This window comes from Bacillus nitroreducens (genome assembly GCF_964021195.1).
On sequence record NZ_CAXHYI020000003.1, the window covers coordinates 3,610,521 to 3,630,476 of the forward strand.

The 19,956-nt window shown below is 37.5% G+C and carries 21 protein-coding genes; all 21 read right to left on the minus strand.

Going from position 1 to position 19,956, the window contains the following annotated elements:
- Positions 1 to 42 precede the first annotated feature (42 nt).
- A complete protein-coding gene (gene ylqF / locus ACWPVE_RS21510) occupies positions 43 to 885 on the minus strand; it encodes a ribosome biogenesis GTPase YlqF (RefSeq protein ID WP_453996985.1) in 843 nt (280 codons plus the stop codon).
- A gap of 38 nt (positions 886 to 923) precedes the next feature.
- Positions 924 to 1,457, minus strand: coding sequence for a signal peptidase I (gene lepB / locus ACWPVE_RS21515; protein WP_453996987.1), 534 nt, complete (start codon positions 1,455 to 1,457; stop codon positions 924 to 926).
- Positions 1,458 to 1,594: 137 nt separating this feature from the next.
- Entirely contained in the window at positions 1,595 to 1,939 is a 345-nt protein-coding gene (gene rplS, locus ACWPVE_RS21520) for a 50S ribosomal protein L19 (protein ID WP_057996892.1), read from the minus strand.
- A gap of 134 nt (positions 1,940 to 2,073) precedes the next feature.
- The gene (gene trmD / locus ACWPVE_RS21525; RefSeq protein ID WP_453996989.1) at positions 2,074 to 2,811 is read right to left on the minus strand and encodes a tRNA (guanosine(37)-N1)-methyltransferase TrmD; all 738 of its coding nucleotides are present in this window, start codon (positions 2,809 to 2,811) and stop codon (positions 2,074 to 2,076) included.
- 1 nt (position 2,812) lies between these two features.
- Positions 2,813 to 3,325, minus strand: a complete 513-nt coding sequence (gene rimM / locus ACWPVE_RS21530; protein WP_453997679.1) for a ribosome maturation factor RimM — start codon at positions 3,323 to 3,325, stop codon at positions 2,813 to 2,815.
- 13 nt (positions 3,326 to 3,338) lie between these two features.
- On the minus strand, positions 3,339 to 3,725 hold the full coding sequence (locus tag ACWPVE_RS21535) for a YlqD family protein (RefSeq protein ID WP_453996991.1): 387 nt from the start codon (positions 3,723 to 3,725) through the stop codon (positions 3,339 to 3,341).
- A gap of 106 nt (positions 3,726 to 3,831) precedes the next feature.
- A complete protein-coding gene (locus ACWPVE_RS21540; protein WP_453996993.1) occupies positions 3,832 to 4,062 on the minus strand; it encodes a KH domain-containing protein in 231 nt (76 codons plus the stop codon).
- Positions 4,063 to 4,076: 14 nt separating this feature from the next.
- Entirely contained in the window at positions 4,077 to 4,349 is a 273-nt protein-coding gene (gene rpsP / locus ACWPVE_RS21545) for a 30S ribosomal protein S16 (RefSeq protein WP_453996995.1), read from the minus strand.
- A gap of 148 nt (positions 4,350 to 4,497) precedes the next feature.
- Positions 4,498 to 5,838 carry a signal recognition particle protein gene (gene ffh, locus ACWPVE_RS21550; protein ID WP_453996997.1) on the minus strand — a complete coding sequence of 447 codons (1,341 nt, stop codon included), beginning with the start codon at positions 5,836 to 5,838 and terminating at the stop codon, positions 4,498 to 4,500.
- Between the two features lie 12 nt (positions 5,839 to 5,850).
- Complete coding sequence (locus ACWPVE_RS21555) at positions 5,851 to 6,180, minus strand: putative DNA-binding protein (protein WP_453996999.1); 330 nt, start codon at positions 6,178 to 6,180, stop codon at positions 5,851 to 5,853.
- A gap of 153 nt (positions 6,181 to 6,333) precedes the next feature.
- The gene (ftsY, locus tag ACWPVE_RS21560; protein WP_453997001.1) at positions 6,334 to 7,320 is read right to left on the minus strand and encodes a signal recognition particle-docking protein FtsY; all 987 of its coding nucleotides are present in this window, start codon (positions 7,318 to 7,320) and stop codon (positions 6,334 to 6,336) included.
- Between the two features lie 16 nt (positions 7,321 to 7,336).
- Positions 7,337 to 10,906 carry a chromosome segregation protein SMC gene (gene smc / locus ACWPVE_RS21565; protein ID WP_453997003.1) on the minus strand — a complete coding sequence of 1,190 codons (3,570 nt, stop codon included), beginning with the start codon at positions 10,904 to 10,906 and terminating at the stop codon, positions 7,337 to 7,339.
- A 129-nt stretch (positions 10,907 to 11,035) separates the two neighbouring features.
- A complete protein-coding gene (rnc, locus tag ACWPVE_RS21570; protein WP_453997005.1) occupies positions 11,036 to 11,767 on the minus strand; it encodes a ribonuclease III in 732 nt (243 codons plus the stop codon).
- A 430-nt stretch (positions 11,768 to 12,197) separates the two neighbouring features.
- Complete coding sequence (locus ACWPVE_RS21575) at positions 12,198 to 12,431, minus strand: acyl carrier protein (RefSeq protein ID WP_010282514.1); 234 nt, start codon at positions 12,429 to 12,431, stop codon at positions 12,198 to 12,200.
- Positions 12,432 to 12,545: 114 nt separating this feature from the next.
- Positions 12,546 to 13,286, minus strand: a complete 741-nt coding sequence (gene fabG / locus ACWPVE_RS21580) for a 3-oxoacyl-[acyl-carrier-protein] reductase (RefSeq protein ID WP_453997007.1) — start codon at positions 13,284 to 13,286, stop codon at positions 12,546 to 12,548.
- Between the two features lies 1 nt (position 13,287).
- Positions 13,288 to 14,232: an ACP S-malonyltransferase gene (fabD, locus tag ACWPVE_RS21585; protein WP_453997009.1), complete on the minus strand. Its 945-nt coding sequence runs from the start codon at positions 14,230 to 14,232 to the stop codon at positions 13,288 to 13,290.
- A gap of 12 nt (positions 14,233 to 14,244) precedes the next feature.
- Positions 14,245 to 15,246 (minus strand): phosphate acyltransferase PlsX, encoded by a 1,002-nt coding sequence (gene plsX / locus ACWPVE_RS21590; RefSeq protein ID WP_453997011.1) that lies wholly within the window; start codon positions 15,244 to 15,246, stop codon positions 14,245 to 14,247.
- A 68-nt stretch (positions 15,247 to 15,314) separates the two neighbouring features.
- Positions 15,315 to 15,893 (minus strand): transcription factor FapR, encoded by a 579-nt coding sequence (gene fapR / locus ACWPVE_RS21595; RefSeq protein ID WP_453997013.1) that lies wholly within the window; start codon positions 15,891 to 15,893, stop codon positions 15,315 to 15,317.
- A gap of 100 nt (positions 15,894 to 15,993) precedes the next feature.
- Positions 15,994 to 18,042, minus strand: a complete 2,049-nt coding sequence (recG, locus tag ACWPVE_RS21600; RefSeq protein ID WP_453997015.1) for an ATP-dependent DNA helicase RecG — start codon at positions 18,040 to 18,042, stop codon at positions 15,994 to 15,996.
- Positions 18,035 to 18,922, minus strand: a complete 888-nt coding sequence (sdaAA, locus tag ACWPVE_RS21605; RefSeq protein ID WP_453997017.1) for an L-serine ammonia-lyase, iron-sulfur-dependent, subunit alpha — start codon at positions 18,920 to 18,922, stop codon at positions 18,035 to 18,037. The genes recG and sdaAA overlap by 8 nt, the downstream gene beginning before the upstream one ends.
- Before the next feature lie 283 nt (positions 18,923 to 19,205).
- A complete protein-coding gene (gene sdaAB / locus ACWPVE_RS21610) occupies positions 19,206 to 19,868 on the minus strand; it encodes an L-serine ammonia-lyase, iron-sulfur-dependent subunit beta (protein WP_453997019.1) in 663 nt (220 codons plus the stop codon).
- Between the last annotated feature and the right edge of the window lie 88 nt (positions 19,869 to 19,956).

Genomic DNA, 19,956 nt, shown 5'->3' on the forward strand with positions numbered 1-19,956 from the left:
GCATTTATAAAAAAAAATGAAGGCTCGCAAAATGCGAACCTCTTACGGTCTTTCAAATGTAAGCCTACCTAATTTTTCTGTTCTAATTTCTCGGATGATGATTTCTGCAGTTTTATCATAGTCTGCATAACCTCCAGACATCATACTTCCTCGCCGTTTTGCTATTTCATCAAATAATAGCGCGATATCTTCTGGTATCTCGTCTAAGCCAAACCGATCCTTTAAATTGTCTGGATAGTTATCCTCTAAAAACCGTAGGGCGTATACAGCAACATCTTGCAGATTTAGTATTGTATCTTTAATGGCACCTGTAGTAGCTAATTTAAGACCAACTTCTTGGTCTTCAAATTTTGGCCAAAGAATACCAGGTGTATCGAGTAATTCCAATTCTTTACCCACCTTAATCCACTGCTGAGCTTTTGTAATGCCAGGGCGATCGCCAGTTTGTGCAATATTCTTCTTTGCTAATCGATTTATAAGTGTAGATTTTCCCACATTCGGTATACCTACTATTAAAGCACGAATTGCACGGGGTCTAATCCCTTTAGCCGCCATTTTGTCAAATTTCTCTTTGAGAATCACTTTTGCTTCACTAACGATTTGTTTCATACCATTGCCTGCTTGTGAGTTGATCGCTAAAGCAGGTATACCATTGTCTTTATAGTATTCAATCCATTCTTTTGTTCTTTTTGGGTCAGCCATATCAGCCTTATTTAAAAGTAGAAGTCTTGGCTTGTTTTTAATGATTTCATCAATCATTGGATTTCTTGACGATGCAGGGATTCTAGCATCAACCAACTCGAAAACAATATCAATTAATGAAAGTTTTTCGGTAACTTGTCTTCTTGCTTTTGCCATATGGCCTGGAAACCATTGAATTGTCATTTCTTCACCAACTTATTTGGTTAATTTTATGTTTATACTTATTTCACGATGCCAAAGTCGGAAAGTGGCCAATAAATAAGGTTTGTTTCTCCAAGGACCTCGCTAATAGGAACTGGGCCAATGTGGCGTGAGTCTTTACTATAACGACGATTATCTCCCATAACAAATAGATGCCCTTCTGGTACTTCTTCTAAAATAAATGGGTCTGTGAGCGGTCCATCTATTAGATTTTTCTTGTATTCATCAAGATATGGTTCTTCATACGGCTCCCCATTAATAAATAGGGTATCGTCTTTGTATTCAATTCTATCACCTGGTAATCCAATTATACGCTTGATATAATCCTTTTCTACTGTTGCATGGAAGACTACAATATCAAAGCGTTCAGGATTTCCAATCTTATACCCAATTTTATTGACGATCATTCGGTCTTGGTGATGAAGAGTTGGCATCATCGATAGCCCGTCTACGACAATCGGTGCAAAGAAAAAATAACGGATGACTGCTGCTAAAATAACAGCAACTGCTAACGCTTTTATCCATTCCCAAAGTTCATTTTTATGTTTGGCCATCTTTCTCCTCCACCTGCTCTTTTCTCTCTATGAAATAGCTTTTCATCCCAGATTTATGTATTATTCTTCTATTATAATGATTATTTCTACAAATGTAAAAGGAGCTTGTTATTTTTATACAAGCTCCTTCTCGCTTTTTATCGAATTTCTTTAATACGTGCTTTTTTACCACGAAGTTCACGTAAGTAGTATAATTTCGCACGGCGTACTTTACCACGGCGTACTACTTCAAGCTTCGCAATTTTTGGTGTATGCACAGGGAATGTACGTTCAACACCTACTCCGTAAGATACCTTACGAACTGTAAATGTTTCACTAACTCCTCCACCACGACGCTTAATCACAACACCTTCATATACCTGAATACGCTCACGAGTACCCTCGATAACTTTCACGTGTACACGTACAGTATCTCCAGGACGGAATACAGGAAGGTCAGTTCTTAATTGTTCTTTTGTGATTTCTTCAATAATGTTTTGCATCGTTTTTTCAACTCCTTCCAACAGATGCTCATTCCAATATCGATTCATTGCAGCGGAACATCTTAATAAGACAGAGGACAATTGCCCTAAGTCACAAAGAGTATATTACCATAGTTACGTTATGGTTGCAATAGCTACTCTTCATCTATTTTAAATTCCTTTACCCATTTTTCTTGTTTTGGGGAAAGTTGATAGTTTTTGAGCAAATCTGGTCTTCTTTTATATGTTCGTCTAAGTGATTCTTTTTCTCGCCATTCTTCAATATTTTTATGATTACCTGATAATAACACATCAGGAACGTTCATTCCCCGAAAATTTGCAGGTCTTGTATAATGAGGATGCTCAAGTAGCCCCGTACTATGTGAATCAAGAACTGGTGAGTCCTCGTTTCCTAAGACACCTGGTAAAAGTCGCACAACACTATCAGTGATGACCATTGCTCCAAGTTCCCCACCTGTTAAAACAAAGTCCCCAATTGAAATTTCTTCTGTACTCAAATGTTCGCGTATTCTTTCATCATAGCCCTCATAATGGCCACAAATAAAAATAAGGTGTTCTTCCTTAGCCAAGTCTTCTGCTTTACGTTGAGTGAATCTCTCACCTTGGGGACAGAGTAGAATGACTTTAGGTGTAGATTCTGTTTGTTTCGTCAAATCATCCACTGCGTCAAAAATCGGTTGTGGCATTAATACCATTCCTGCTCCACCACCATAGGGATAATCATCTACTTTTTGATGTTTGTTATCGGCGTAATCACGAAAATTTACCACTCTAAAAGAAACCTTCTCTTTTTCCTGAGCCTTTTTTAAAATAGACTCATTTAGTACACCAGTGAACATATTTGGAAAAAGGGTTAAGATATCAATCTTCATGTTAGATTAGTCCTTCCATAAGTTCGATCGTTATTCTTTTTTCCTCAATATCGATTTCCTTTACAATATCATCAATAAACGGAATTAAAATTTCTTTCCCCCTTGTTCCCTTAACAACCCACACATCGTTAGCACCTGGTGTTAGAATCTCTTTAATCGTTCCTAATTCTTCGCCTTCTTCTGTGAACACCGTACAGCCGATAATTTCGTGAAAATAATATTCTCCTTCATCTAATTCCCCAAGTTGGCTTTCATGAACTTTTAGTAGTGCTCCTTTAAATGGTTCAACATCATTTACATTATCAAAACCCTCAAAGGTAACTAAATCAAAATTCTTATGTGTGCGGTGAGATTTAACTGTCACTTCAATTGGCTCTTTATCAGGTAAAAAGATATGTAATGTATTTCCAGTTTGGTATCTTTCTTCAGGGAAATCCGTTCTTGAAATAATTCGAACCTCACCTCTAATACCGTGAGTGTTAACAATCTTACCTACGTTATACCACTTGTCCATTTCTTTTTCACCTCTATCGAATTTCTTCAACAATTCCTTCTCTAATCACAATCGTTCGTGTCGCCATTAAATCATCCCAGTTATCGCCTACATTTAAATCAACGATAGCTTGAATTTCATTTTCTTTTATCTCACTACCTAATGGTAGCATATGTATTTGTTTGATTTGAAAATCAAGCTGTTTTATTTTTTCCTGTCTGATGTCTATTTCATTTGTAAAGGATTGTTTAATTTTTGTTGGATCGAATTTTTTAAGCTTTTCCATCTTCTTACATTCAAATTTAAGTTGTTCGCATTCTTTATTTAACTGGTCTTTCTTCAATTGTAATGAATGGATGAGTTTTGCCTTGCTATTTTCCGTTAAGATCTGTCTTACTTCAACAGTTTGGAGGATTTTCACATGCACACATCCCTTAAGATTTTGTATAGAAAAAAAGGGGGAGGTTCCCCTCTCCCTTTTCGTTGTCTTATTTGGATCCAGCAGTCCAGCTGCTTTCACGTTTCTTTTACTCGTTAATCTCTAGATGAATTCGTTTATCATGTCCTGTCCCTGCTGCATAGACAACAGTTCTAATCGCCTTAATAACACGTCCTTGTTTTCCGATCACTTTACCCATATCCTCTTTATTTACACTTAGTAAATATGTGATGTTACGGTCGTCAGAAGTCTCGCTAACTTCAACTTCTTCAGGATGATCAACAAGTGGCTGTACGATTGTTTTAATTAACTCTTTCATCTGTGAATTACCCATTACTTACCGTTTTTTGCGTTATGGAATTTTTCCATAATTCCTTGTTTTGAGAACAAGTTACGAACTGTGTCAGATGGTTTTGCACCATTTTGTAGCCATTTTAAAGCTAGATCTTCATCAATTTTAACCTCTGCAGGTTGAACAACTGGATTATATGTTCCAAGTGTTTCAATTTGACGTCCATCACGTGGTGAACGTGAATCTGCAACTACGATACGATAGAAAGGAGTCTTTTTAGCTCCCATGCGTTTTAAACGAATTTTTACTGCCATTTTATATAGCACCTCCGAAAATATTTCAACAAGATATAATATTAACTGTTTCAAATGTGTTTGTAAAGTGTTTTTTCTTTACATCAACGAAATGGTTTAAATTGCTACATTTTTTCAAGAAAAAACGAATGGTTTACCATGTTTTTTCTTACATAAAAGGAAATTTAAACCCTTTTTTCTTTCCTTTTGACATATTAGTCATTTGCTTCATCATTTTTTTCATGTCTTCGAATTGCTTTAAGAGACGATTGACTTCTTGTACAGTCCGACCGCTTCCTTTTGCAATTCGTTTTTTACGACTTGAATTAATAATCTCAGGTTGTTCTCTTTCGGCTTTTGTCATAGAACGAATAATCGCTTCAACATGGCCGATTTGTTTGTCATCTACCTGAATATTTTTAAGGCCCTTCATTTTGTTAGCTCCAGGTAGCATACCAAGAATCTCATCAAGTGGACCCATTTTACGAACCTGTGCTAACTGTTCAAGAAAATCATCAAATGTGAAAGACATGGATTTAAACTTCTTTTCAAGCTCTTTAGCTTTGTCTTCATCCACAGAAGCTTGCGCTTTTTCAATAAGAGAAAGCACATCACCCATTCCTAAAATACGAGAAGCCATTCGTTCAGGATGGAATGGTTCAAGAGCATCTAGCTTTTCACCAAGACCTACAAACTTAATCGGTGTATCTGTAACTGCCTTAACTGACAAGGCAGCACCACCACGGGTGTCACCATCAAGTTTTGTTAAAACTACACCTGTTAAGCCTAGCAAATCATTAAAGCTTTGCGCCACATTAACGGCATCTTGTCCAGTCATTGCATCAACAACAAGGAAGATCTCATCAGGATTTGCAACTTCTTTTACTTGTTTAAGCTCGTCCATTAGTTCCTCATCAATGTGCAAGCGACCTGCTGTATCAATTAACACATAATCATGATGCTCTTCTTTCGCTTTTTCGATAGCTTGTTTTGCAATTTCAACAGGACTTACCTTGTCCCCAAGAGAAAACACGGGCATATTTAGCTGTTTTCCTAAAGTTTGCAATTGGTCTATCGCAGCTGGACGATAGATGTCAGCAGCTACAAGAAGTGGTTTACGATTATGTTTTTTACGTAATAGATTTGCAAGCTTACCAGTAGTTGTTGTTTTACCTGCACCCTGTAATCCTACCATCATAATTACTGTTGGCGGTCTTTTAGCAACTGCAATTTTACTTTGCTCGCCACCCATAAGAGAGGTTAGTTCCTCTTGAACGACTTTAATTACTTGTTGCCCTGGAGTTAAGCTTTTCATTACTTCTTGCCCGACTGCTCTCTCACTAACTCGTTTTACAAAGTCTTTAACAACTTTGAAGTTCACGTCTGCTTCTAATAAAGCTAGACGAACCTCTCGCATCATTTCCTTAACATCGGACTCTGATACTTTCCCTTTGCCACGAATTTTTTGTAGAGTTCCTTGCAGTCGTTCGGCTAATCCTTCAAATGCCATTTTCACCGCCCCCTATTCTAATTTCTCAAGCAACTGTATCACATTTTGGAGCCTTTCGCTATCCTCATATTCATGTGAAATCTGCTTTAACTCGGCGATCAGTTTTCTACGCTCTTGAAATTTTTGAAATAGTAACAGTTTTTCCTCATACTCCTCAAGCATTGTCTCTGTTCGCTTGATATTGTCATAGACAGCTTGACGACTAATCGCATATTCCTCTGCTATTTCACCAAGGGAAAAGTCATCTAAATAATATAAAGACATATAATTTCTTTGCTTTGGTGTTAACAACGATTGGTAGAAATCATAAAGATAGTTCATTCTCGTTGTTTTTTCTAGCATAGTATCTCCCCCTTGTTAAGTGAAATACCTTTACACGATAATAGTTTACCTATTTCCATATCAGTTGTCAAGTTAATTTCCTTTACTTTAATAATATCATAACAAATGTAGCGAACAACAAAAAGAGCCTCATCGGCTCTTTTTGGTTAGTCCTTATTCTGCCTTTTCAACGAGATCGGCGAATAATCCGTAAACATAGTTTTGTGCATCGAAATCTTGGAGATCATCGACTTTTTCTCCTAGTCCAACGAGTTTGACAGGAATGTTTAATTCATTGCGAATCGCTAGAACGATTCCGCCTTTAGCTGTCCCATCTAACTTTGTTAAGACAATCCCAGTAACATCGGTAGCTTCAGAAAATGTTTTAGCCTGAATTAATGCATTCTGCCCTGTTGTTGCATCAAGAACGAGTAAGACCTCATGTGGAGCTCCTGGTAATTCACGTTCAATAACTCGTTTTACCTTTTCAAGCTCTTTCATTAAATTGACTTTGTTTTGGAGGCGTCCCGCTGTATCACAAATTAATACATCAACATTACGTGATTTAGCAGCTTGAACTGCATCATACATAACTGCTGCAGGGTCTGAACCCTCCGATTGCTTGATGACATCTACACCAACTCGCTCACCCCAAACTTCAAGTTGCTGAATGGCGCCTGCGCGGAATGTATCGCCCGCTGCTAAAAGAACTGATTTCCCTTCATTTTTAAGGCGATTTGCAATCTTTCCAATAGATGTTGTTTTACCTACACCATTTACACCTACTACTAAAATAACAGTGAGGCCATCTTTTTGAATGTTCAGTGCTGAGGATTTCTCCTCGTTACCTTGGTAAATTTCAACTAGCTTTTCTGAAATAACACTTTGAAGCTCTTTTGTATCTTGTATATTTTTACGTTTCACTTCCGTCTTTAATTCATCAATGAGTTCCATAACAGTAGAAACGCCAACATCAGCAGAAATTAATATTTCTTCAAGTTCTTCAAAAAAGTCCTCATCAACTTTTCGGTATCGAGCAACTAAATCATTTACTCGTTCCGAAAAGGTATTTCTGGTTTTCGACAAACCATCCTTAAATTTTTCAGTTACAGCATCAGCTTGATTTGTAATCTTTTCTTTTAATTTCTTAAAAAAACTCATGTCAATCCCCTTTCAATCAATGTTGAGATACTAGATCATTTGTCTCTTCAAGACGGACTGAAACTAGTTTAGAAACCCCTGATTCCTGCATTGTTACACCATACAGTACATCCGCTTCTTCCATGGTACCCTTTCGGTGGGTGATAACAATGAATTGAGTTTCATCGCTATAGTTTTTTAAATACTGCGCAAAACGAAATACATTCGCTTCATCAAGTGCAGCTTCTACCTCATCAAGTACACAAAATGGAACAGGGCGAACTTTAAGGATTGAAAACAGCAAGGCAATAGCTGTTAATGCTCTCTCCCCACCTGATAACAGGCTTAAATTTTGCAGTTTTTTACCTGGAGGTTGAGCTACTATTTCAACTCCAGTATTCAGCAGGTCATCTGGATCTGTTAAGCGGAGGTCTGCTCGTCCGCCGCCAAACAGGGCTTGAAAAACAGTTTCAAAATGTGATCTGATACTTGTAAATGTCGTTTCAAATCTCTTTTTCATTTCGTCATCCATCTCATCTATCACCTGGAACAACGTGTCCTTTGCTTCTTCAAGGTCAGATTGTTGTTCTGTTAAGAACGTATATCTTTCTGAAACCCTCTCATATTCATCAATAGCTCCAAGATTCACGGTTCCTAATTCATCAATGGCAAGTCTTATTAGTTTTACCTTTTTCCTTGCTTCAGAAACTTCTATTTGAAGCGGAAATTGTTCTTTTGCAGCTTCATAGGTTAATAAGTATTCCTCTCGAAGATGTGTTAAGCAATTTTCGAGTTCCACATCCAAACGATTTACCTTTACTTCTTCATCCTGTAGGATGTCAACTAACTGTTTATACTGACGCCTTAATTCTTTTAATTCTCGTTCAAGGTCCTCTAGAGTCGTTTGTAGATTTAGCCTTTGCTCTCTTTTGTTACTAATCATTTCAATCATTGTTTTTTTATCATTGAACTTTTGCTTTGCTGCTTCTTCTAACTCTAGTTCTCCTGAGTTACTAGAGGTCATTTCATTATTAAGTAGAGCCAAATCTTCTTTCACATCAGTATACCTAGTTTTTGTTTCATCGAATTCAGCTTCCAAACGATTCATTTTTTCTTGCTGATGTTCGAGTGCTTGTTTTTTTCTAGCTAAAGAAATCTTTTGATCGGTGATTTCTGCTTGTAAAGTTTCACGTGAAGTCTGCTGGTCAGACTTTTGAGAATTTAACTCTTGGATGGTCTTATCTAATAAGTGTAATTCTTCATCTAAAGATGCTAACTCCTCGGTTAACTCATTTAGACGAGAAGTCAACTTGTCCTTATCTTGTTGGTATTGTTGCTTCTCATCATCATACAATTCCAAATGGCCATTCACGTTTTGTTCTTTCAAAGCCACTTCGCGGTATTCACCTTTAAGAGTTTGTTCTTTTAAACGTAATGTCTCCCCAGCATGACGGAGCTTTTCAAGCATCTCTTCTTGAGCAGAAATTTGCTTTTTCTTATCTTTAACGTTTTTTTCTAATTCAGCTGTCTTAGCTTCCATATCCTTGAGTTTTTCAGTTATTGCCTCAAGTTCTCGTCCACGACTAAGAAGAGAATTTGATTTCTGTTTAACAGCTCCCCCAGTCATCGATCCACCCGGGTTCACTACATCACCATCAAGAGTCACTACTCGATATTTATGACCAATAAGTGAAGCTAGTTCATTCGCACCCTTTAAATCTGTCGTAATTAAAATAGTTCCTAGCAGATTCGCAAAAATTGAATGATATTTACTTTCAAACGTAATTAATTCTGAAGCAATCCCTATGAATGCTTTATGACCTTTTATCGCTACAAGCTGTGTTCGAGGTATCGAACGCTCTTTAATCACATTCATCGGTAAAAAAGTCGCTCGTCCATAGGAGTTTTTCTTAAGGTATTGTATAGCTGCTCTTGCATTTTTTCCGTTATCTACCACTATATGCTGCGTTGCTGCTCCTAAAGCAATTTCAATCGCAGTTTCATATTCCTTAGGAACATGAATGAGCTCAGCAATTGCCCCTTCAATACCCTCAAGTCGCTCATTTCTTGCTTTTAAAACTTCTTTTACTCCTTGGAAAAATCCAGAATAGTCATCTTGCATTTCTTCAAGCATTTCTTTTCTAGATTTTGTTTGTTGGAGATACTGGTAAGCTTGATATAGCATACTTTCTTGCTTTTGATAGCTTTTTTTACTATTTTCTAATTTTGTTTGTAACTCTCTAAATGAAACAATTTGATTATTAATTTCTTGTTCAATGACAGAAAGCTTCGTTTGTAACCGAACTTTTTCATCTAAGATTTCCTTACGTTCAGTTAGATACTTTTGATTCGTTTCGTCTAATCGAGATACTTTTGCTTCTTGTTGAATAAGCTGATCTTTGATATAGGTAACTTCATTTCGAAAAGATGTCTGCTTATTGAGCAGTTCAAAATAATCGCTTTTTAAGGTTTCAATTTTCTCTTCAATGTTCTGATCATATGATGCAAACAATGTTTGTTTTTCTTTTAGTTGTTGTTCAAGTTGTTTAACTTCCTCATTTAGCTTTTGGAGTTCTATTTGCTCAATTTTCTTTGATTCAGTTAACGTCTCCAACTTTTGAGATAATTCAAGTACGGAATTTTCAAGTTGACTCTTGTTTTGTGTTGCATTTTTTTTACGCTCTCTTAAAACTTCTTTTCTACCTTCTAATTTTTCAAGTTCTTCACTTGTACGTAAAAGATTTTGTTGCAATTCATGAATCATTCCATCTGTTGATTCAATCCCATTTCGTATTTCTTCGATTTTCGCTTCTTTACTTTGTAGCATTGTGTTTAAAGCAATTTCTTGCTCTCGATGGTCTTCTAAAAGGTTTGAGAGCTTTTCCCATTTTTCATGAAGTTCTTCAATCTCATAAACGGTTAATCCTACTTCAATTGCTTCAAGTTCATTCTTCTTTTCTAGATAGTCCTTCGCTATTGAAGCCTGAATATTTAACGGTTCAATTTGTGACTGAAGCTCATGAATAATATCATTGACTCGATTTAAATTCTCTTGTGTTTCAGCAAGTTTATATTCTGCTTTCTTTTTACGAGTCTTGTACTTTAACACACCAGCTGCTTCTTCAAAAATACTTCTTCGCTCTTCAGCTTTACTACTTAAAATTTCTTCTACTTTCCCTTGGCTGATAATTGAAAAAGCTTCTCGACCAAGGCCTGAATCCATAAACAAATCAACAATATCTTTTAAACGACATGCTTGTTTATTTATATAAAATTCACTTTCACCAGATCGATAAACACGACGTGTAACACTTACTTCATGATAATCGATTGGTAAAAAATGATCACCGTTATCTAATGTTAAAGTTACTTCAGCCACATTTAATGCTTTGCGGCTGTCACTTCCTGCGAAAATGATATCTTCCATTTTCGCTCCACGCAGTGATTTTGCTGATTGCTCTCCTAATACCCAACGGACAGCATCCGTAATATTACTTTTCCCACTGCCATTTGGTCCCACAACCGCGGTAACACCTGGCACAAAATCTACTGCAATTCTTTCAGCAAACGATTTAAATCCTACTATATCTAAACGTTTGAGGAACATAAACTTCCCCCTTGGGTTACAATTTCAAGTCCTACATATTTTATCATAAACTAGTATTTTATTGGATGCCTTTTTGTGGTTACTAAAAATGGCAAAAATATTACCCCACGAGTTCCGTGGGGCATGTGCTTATTTTTGTTTATTCTTGAGCTTTATTAAAGCAATTTCTGCCGCATGCTGTTCAGCTTCTTTTTTCGATCGTCCTGTACCCGTTCCTAATTCTTCACCATTTAAGGATACTCTTGAAACGAATTCACGACTATGAGCAGGTCCTTTTTCTTGAAGTACCTTGTACTCAATGATCCCTGTACCGTCTCGCTGAACTAACTCTTGCAATTGACTCTTATAATCCATCACATGAGAAAAAGCACCTGCATTAATTTTTGGAATAACTGTTTTATCTAAAAACTGGTTGACAACTTCTAACCCCTTGTCAAGATAGAGCGCTCCAATAAATGCTTCAAATACGTCAGCAAGTAAGGCTGGTCGCTCTCTTCCACCAGTCATTTCTTCTCCTTTTCCTAGTAAAACAAGTTCCCCGAATTTTAATTCATTCGCTAGTGTTACTAATGAAGGTTCACAAACGATTGCTGCACGCATTTTTGTTAACTCACCTTCACTCATGATTGGGAACTTTTTAAACAAGAACTTGGAAATAGTTAATTCTAAAACAGCATCCCCTAAAAATTCAAGCCGTTCATTGTCTTCGTGCGGCTTTTTTCGATGCTCATTCACATAAGATGAATGTGTAAATGCTTGAATAAGAAGACTCTCATTATCAAACTGAATTCCAAGTTGCTCCTGAAAAGCTTTGAATTTTAGAGCATACTTATTGTTTCTGTCTTTATTAGTCCGCTTCACCTTACGTTACCTCCAATTAGAAAAGCGCAGGCGCAATAGGAGTCGAACGTCTACTCTATACCGCCACGTTCTGTGGCAAACGTAGACATTAGCGCATCCGAAAATGCTTTGCATTTCTTCGTACAATTGTCATGCAGACATAGCATTTCTAGTCCTGTGCAAATTGAGACAAAACTATTGATCTTTGACAAAAAAGTTGTTCTTTGCTTTCTTGCCTTGTGTTTAGACCTCATTGGGCTAGGCTTTTGCGCTTTACACCTTGAGAAAGCCCCGTTTAATAACGGGACTTAACTTTCATAATATCAAATGCGCTTTGGCGTATTTGCCGCCGATTTTTTTCGAGTATACTCGAAAAATTCCAATTCAAAATCGTGACATCCGCCGGAGGCTTAATTTAAATTAGTAGGGACGAAATCCCTACTGATTTAAATTACAGCTGGCTTTTTATGTAATTTACAGCGTCACCAACAGTAGAAATTTTTTCAGCCTCATCATCTGAAATTTCCATGTCAAACTCGTCTTCAAGTTCCATAACTAGTTCAACAACGTCTAGTGAATCCGCTCCAAGATCATCTTTAAAAGAAGCCTCTAATGTTACTGCTGATTCTTCAACACCTAAGCGGTCAACAACGATTTTTGTAATTCTCTCAAATACATCTGCCATTTCCATTCACCTCCCCTCAAGGTATTATATTTTGTTTTACTAGAAAAGCGCAAGCATCTTTAGTAGAAAAGCAAATGTTTTCGATTTCCTTCTACTTTCATGCGTCCACTTTACCTACATTACCATTCCACCGTCAACATGCAAGGTTTGACCAGTCATATAATTACTGTTGTCAGATGCAAGGAATAAAACAACACCAGAAATATCGGTTGTTTCACCAAATCGAGCTAGTGGAATTAATTTTAGCATTTCGTTTTTTACATCTTCAGGAAGCTGTTCAGTCATATCAGTAGTAATAAACCCTGGTGCTACTGCGTTCACTGTAATATTTCGGCTAGCTAACTCTTTAGCCGCTGTTTTTGTTAGACCAATTACTCCCGCTTTAGCAGCAACATAGTTAGCTTGTCCTGGATTTCCACTAACTCCCACAATAGAAGCAATATTAATGATTTTTCCAGAACGCTGTTTCATCATTTGTCTAGTTACAGCTTTCGTACAAAGGAATACACCTTTTAAGTTAATATTAATAACATCGTCCCATTCATCTTCTTTCATTCTCATTAATAGATTATCTCTTGTAATTCCTGCATTATTAACGAGAATATCAAGGCTACCGAAAGTGGAAATTACTTCTTTCACCATATTTTGAACGGAATCAGCATCCGACACATTCGCTTGAATCGCAATAGCTTCTTGCCCTAATGCTTTTATTTCATCTACAACTTCATTTGCTTTTTGTTCACTACCAGAATAGTTTACTGCTACTTTTGCACCTGCTTTTGCTAATTCAAGTGCAATTGTACGACCTATTCCACGTGAAGCACCAGTAACTAGTGCTACTTTGCCATTAATCATGTTAATTCCCCTCCTTTAACGCACCAATTGCTGCTTCTAGAGTTTCTAAATCACTGATCGCATATGTAGAGATTCTGCGATTTACTTTCTTAATTAAACCTGAAAGAACTTTTCCAGGACCAATTTCAATAAAGGTATCTACACCTTGATCTAGCATATACTGAACTGAATTTTCCCATAATACAGGAGAATATAATTGCTTAACAAGATTTTCCTTTATTTGCGTAGAAGATGTCATTTCTTTCGCATTCACGTTGGCAACTACAGGCACCGATGCATCACGAATCTCAATTTGGTCTAATTCTGCACGTAATTTTTCAGCGGCAGGCTCCATTAATGAAGAATGAAACGGACCACTTACTTCTAATGGGATGGCACGTTTAGCACCTTTTTCCTTAGCTAATTCACAAGCCTTTTTAACCCCTTCAGATGCTCCTGAGATAACAATTTGACCTGGACAATTAATATTCGCTAGTTGTACTGGATGACCAGTTGAAGAAATTTCATCGGTCACCTCTTGTAGATTTTCACTACTCATTCCGAGAATGGCAGCCATTGTTCCTTGTCCTGCAGGAACGGCTTCTTCCATAAATTCACCACGTTTGCGTACTGTACGGACTGCATCCTCAAAGCTGAGTGCTCCAGCAGCTACTAAGGCTGTATACTCACCAAGACTATGGCCTGCTACAAAGGAAGGTGATACATTTGCTTCCTTAAACTTTTCAAGAATCGCTATACTAGTTGTTAATAGTGAAGGTTGTGCATTCACCGTTAACGTTAGTGTATCTTGTGGGCCATTAAAAATAAGAGAAGACAGCTCTTCATCTAAAGCTTTGTCTGCCCTAGTAAATATATCATGTACAACTTCTGAAGAGTCTGCTAATTCCTTACCCATTCCTACAATTTGAGAACCTTGTCCTGGAAAAACGAATGCAATTTTACCCATCCTACACTCCCCCTATACTTCTTCTTTCAAATTGATTTCTTCTAATGTTTGATGTATGGTACCTGCCACATTTTTTTCTACCATATCATAGGTTTGGCGAATCGCGCTAAATATCCCATTTGCGTCCGATGAACCATGGGCTTTAATAACGGGAGCTTTTAATCCAAACAAGCCAGCACCACCATATTCAGAGTAATCCAACGTTTTTTTAAATCCCTTTAACTCAGGCATTAATAGACCTGCCGCAATTTTGCTTTTCAGATTACTCGTAAATGCTGTTTTAAGCATTTTAAACATGGAAAGGGCAGTACCCTCAATAGTTTTTAAGGCTACGTTTCCTGTGAATCCATCAGTGACAACCACATCTGCAACCCCGTCTAATAGATCTCTAGCTTCTATATTCCCAACGAAATTAAGATTTGTTGCTTTTATTAATTCAAATGCTTCTTTCGTAAGTTCATTTCCTTTTTTGTCTTCAGTTCCAACATTTAATAGTCCTACTCTAGGATTACTAATCCCTCTAACTTTCTCAGAGTAAATGGATCCCATAATAGCATATTGCAATAGGTGATTTGATTTAGCATCAACGTTAGCGCCGACGTCTAACATAATAAATCCCTTTTTATCCAAAGTAGGTAGGGTAGGTGCTAATGCAGGGCGGTCAATCCCTTCAATTCTCCCAACGATAAAAAGTCCTGCTGTCATAAGGGCACCAGTATTCCCCGCTGAAATACATGCATCTGCCCGTCCTTCACTCACTTCTTTCGCCATTAAGACCATGGAAGCATTCTTTTTTCTTCTTACAGCTCTCACAGGCTCGTCTGTGCCTTCAATCACTTCTGTTGTATGTAAAATCGATACTCTTTCATCTGACGTTATGTATGGACGAATTTTTTCTTCATCACCAATCAGAGTAACCTCTAGGTCTTTATACTGCTGTAATGCAGTCATCGTTCCCTTTACAATCTCCTCTGGTGCATGATCTCCACCCATGGCATCAATTGCAAGTTTCATCTAGTATCATTCCTTTAGTTAGCTTATATATAGGTAGTAGTTATAATGTTTGGTCATTTGTTGTTTTTTTATGAATCAGAATTTACTTGTTTATTTGAGCGGTACATCGTAAATTCACCAGAAAATACAAGTTCACTTCCAACAAAACTATTTACATCTACTATTGTTCTTCCCTTTTCCTGGGCCAATTTCACTTTTGCTTTTGCAACAACTCTTTCACCTAATTTAACTTGTCTGGTAAAACGAATATTTGCTTTTGCTGTTAAGGCAAGTTCATCGTTTATGACAGCAACTGCTAGCGAGTTTGCTTGGGCAAAGAGATGATGGCCTCGGGCAATATGATTTCGTTTGAAAACATGTTCATTTGTGACTTCAAAGATTGAAATTGCACTAGCATCAAGCTCGATATCTATAATTTCACCAATTACTTCGTCAATTGGTAAAGATTTCACTTCATCTTCTAATTTTTTTTCGGCAACATTCTTAATTCGTTCACGAAGTTCTGGAATAGATAATTCTAGCCTATCCAGACGAATCGTTTGAACACTTACCATAAATTTTTCAGCCAAATCTTCATCCGTAATAAATGGATTCTCTTTAATTGTTTCCTGAAGTAATTGTTGCCGTTCTTTTTTATTCCTTCTCATTCGTTACACACCGTCCGCACTCTTATGACTAGGTACTAATAGTTAGTATATAATTTAAAAAGGCAGATTGCAAGAAGAAATACTTCTAACAATCTACCTTTTAGTCGAGCTTTTCACCATCAAGAACTCCAGATTGAATTAAGTGATCTCTTAGAGGTTGATAAGACGGTTCATTCCAGAACACTTGCGAATTTATTAGTTTTGAAGCATCATTTCGAGCTACTTCCAAGGTACGATAATCATGAACCATATCTGCCACCTTGAACTCTGGTACACCACTTTGCTTCCTCCCAAAGAAATCGCCTGGACCTCGAAGCTCTAAATCTTTTTCCGACAATACAAAACCATCATTTGTTTCAGTCATGATTGTCATTCGTTCTTTTCCAACTTCAGATTTCGGATCAGCAAGAAGAATACAATACGATTGTTCACTACCTCGTCCAACACGACCACGTAATTGATGTAGTTGTGATAGTCCAAATCGTTCAGCATCATAAATGACCATCAATGTTGCATTTGGAACATTCACACCAACCTCTACAACTGTTGTTGAAACAAGGATTTGAATCTCATTTTCGCTAAATTGCCTCATGACATGTTCCTTTTCATCGGCAGATAATCTACCGTGCATTAAGCCAACGTTTGCTTTATTTTGGAAATGAAAAGAAAGCATTGAGTGCACATCTATCGCATTCTGAACATCAAGTTTATCTGATTCTTCTATAAGAGGACAAATTACATAAGCTTGTCTTCCTTTGGTAATCTCTTTTTCCACAAAGGTTAATATCCGCTCTAACATGTCATGCTTTACCCAATATGTTTCAATTTTTTTTCGTCCAGCTGGCATCTCATCAATAATTGAAACATCCATTTCCCCAAAGACAGTAATAGCTAATGTCCTCGGTATTGGTGTCGCAGTCATAAAAAGCACATCAGGATTTATTCCTTTTTCACGTAAAATCCTCCGCTGTTCCACACCAAATCTGTGTTGTTCGTCCGTAATGACAAGACCTAATCGTTGGAAATTAACTTCATCCTGAATAAGTGCATGTGTTCCCACTAAAATATGAACATCTCCCGACTCAAGTTCTTGTAAAATTTCTCGCCTTCTTTTCCCTTTTACCGAACTTGTTAACAACTGAATATTCAGCCCATACCCAGAGAACAACTCAGTAAGTGAGTGAGCATGTTGTTCGGCTAAAATTTCTGTTGGGACCATTAATGCCCCTTGATACCCCGAAAGTATTGCAGCATATAAACTTATGGCAGCAACAACAGTCTTACCAGATCCAACGTCACCTTGAAGCAATCGATTCATTCGATAAGGAGAACGTAGGTCATTCATGATTTCATTAACAACCCTCTCCTGAGCATTTGTTAACGGAAATGGTAGTCCTTCCAGAAATTTTTCTAGTTTCACCATCGGAAATTCCATGGCTAAACCCGCCGTTTGTTCTCGCTCAAATTTCCTTAATGCTTGCATTTTCAGTTGAAAAAGCAGAAATTCTTCATATACAAAACGCCTTCTGGCTTGCTTTAAGTCTTGATGACTTGTTGGATGATGCATGATTTCTATTGCTTGCTTCTTAGGTAAAAGACGATATGTCGACAACAATTGTCCTGGTAGATTATCTTCGATATGGTCACCGTATTGCTTGAGAGCGAGCCCAATAAATCGTTTCATTCCTTTAACAGTAATTTTTCCTTTTACCGAATAGACAGGTTCGATAGTGTTATCTTTTTTCATTGGGCCAAATACAAGTTCACTCACAGTTATTGTTTGCCGATGTTGGTCCCATTTCCCCGTAACTGTAATCGTGTCATTTAATGAAATCTTATTCTTATAATACGGCCGATTGAAACAGGTCGCTGTAATTAAATAGCGACCAACTAGGACTCTGAAAGTTAAGCGAGAACGTTTGCGATTGTAATAGGTTAACAGGGGTTCACTATGAACCTTCCCCTCAACAGTGACTTTCTCTTCATGCTTCACCTCTGCAAGGTCCCGTAAACTGTAATCTTCAAATCGATAAGGGAAGTGTAATAGTAGGTCAGAAACGGTAAAAATATTCATATCATTTAGTTGTAAACCTGTCTCCTCACCGATCCCTTTTATTTCAGTAACAGGCTTTTGTAGATGATTATTCACCGTTGTTTAGGGAACTTCCAAAGATCTTTGCTTCAAGAGCACGACCTGTTGGAGTTGCCGCTAGTCCTCCTTGCGCTGTTTCTTTAAGTGCCGTTGGCATTGTCTGACCTATTCTATACATTGCATCAATTACTTCGTCACATGGAATTCTACTTGATATACCTGCTAGCGCCATATCAGCAGCTACCATCGCATTTGCTGCTCCCATCGCATTACGTTTTACGCATGGCACTTCAACCAGGCCAGCTACAGGATCACATACTAAACCGAGCATATTCTTTAATGTTATCGCCATCGCTTCTGCAGATTGTTGCGGAGTACCTCCTGCCATTTCGACAATTGCAGCTGCCGCCATACCTGCAGCTGAGCCAACTTCTGCTTGGCAACCACCTGCAGCACCCGAAATAGAAGCATTATTGGCTACAACAAAACCAAAAGCACCAGCTGTAAATAAAAACTGCACCATTTGTTCCTTTGTTGGATTTAATTTTTCTTTCACGGCAAACAATGTTCCAGGTACAACACCAGCAGAACCAGCTGTAGGCGTTGCACAAATTGTCCCCATAGCAGCATTTACTTCATTTGTAGCAACAGCCTTACTGACAGCATCTAAGACGGTTCTACCAGTTAAAAAGTTTCCTTTTTTTATATATTCTTGTAATAAAACTGCATCTCCGCCTGTTAAACCTGAATGGGATGAGACGCCAGCAAGGCCCCTTTCAACTGCTCTTTCCATCACTTCTAGATTTTTTTCCATTTGAGAGATGATTTCATCACGACTTTTGCCTGTAACACTGACTTCTTGTTCAATCATCACATCTGCTATTTTCATATTTTTAACAGTAGCCAGTTCTACTAACTCAGCAACATTCCGAAACATAAATACCCTCCTATCATATAGCGAAACTGTAATTGCAGGGTTATCTTCATTACCATTGATTGTTAGTTAGATCCCACACGAGGTGGTTAACAAATTCGATACCACTCGAGGTGGTATTCGTTTACGGGCAGCTAACCCCCATCGTTCTTCTTTGAGGTCTCGAATCTAGAGGTGAGATTTTTTTCCGCCCGATAAAAGTGAGATAAAGGCGCTATACACGCCCATTTATCTGCGACAAGATGGCACATGAAGATAGACATAATGTCAATTGAATAGAAAATAATTAGTCGTTTATCTTGGCTACCTTTATTATATTGGGTAAGGTAGAAAGTTCATCTAGAATTGGCTGATCAATATTTTGGTCAACTTCAATTGTCATAAGGGCCTGCATTCCCATTTCTTTTCTTGCTACTTCCATATGACCAATATTAATTGCATATTTTGCTAGTACATTCGCAACTCCTGCAATTGCTCCATATCGATCATTGTGGACAACGAGGATGGCAGGGTGATTCCCAGATAAACGTAGCTGAAATCCATTTAACTCTGTTATTTCGATTTTCCCTCCGCCAATTGAAATCCCAACAAGCTCTAATTCTCCTTCATCATCCCCAATTGATACACGGGCGGTATTAGGGTGATCTGGGATCGCATCTTCTTCATGAAATTGAATCTTCAATCCAACCTCTTTGGCAATTTCCAAAGAAGTTTTAATTCTTTCATCAAAAGTGTCAAAATCGAGTAATCCACCGACAATGGCTATATCTGTACCATGACCTTTATATGTTTGAGCAAAAGATCCATAGAAGGAGATGTTTGCCCATTTCGGTTCTCGACCAAATAAACTTCTTGCGACTCTTCCAATACGCGCAGCCCCTGCAGTGTGTGAACTTGAAGGTCCAATCATGATCGGACCAATAATATCAAAAACACTTCTATACTTCATCGTTTCTCCCCCTTACATACTATTTTCTATGGTGTAAGGTCTAACTATGTTCTTACTAATTACTCTAGTTATCTATAAACTTTTTTTC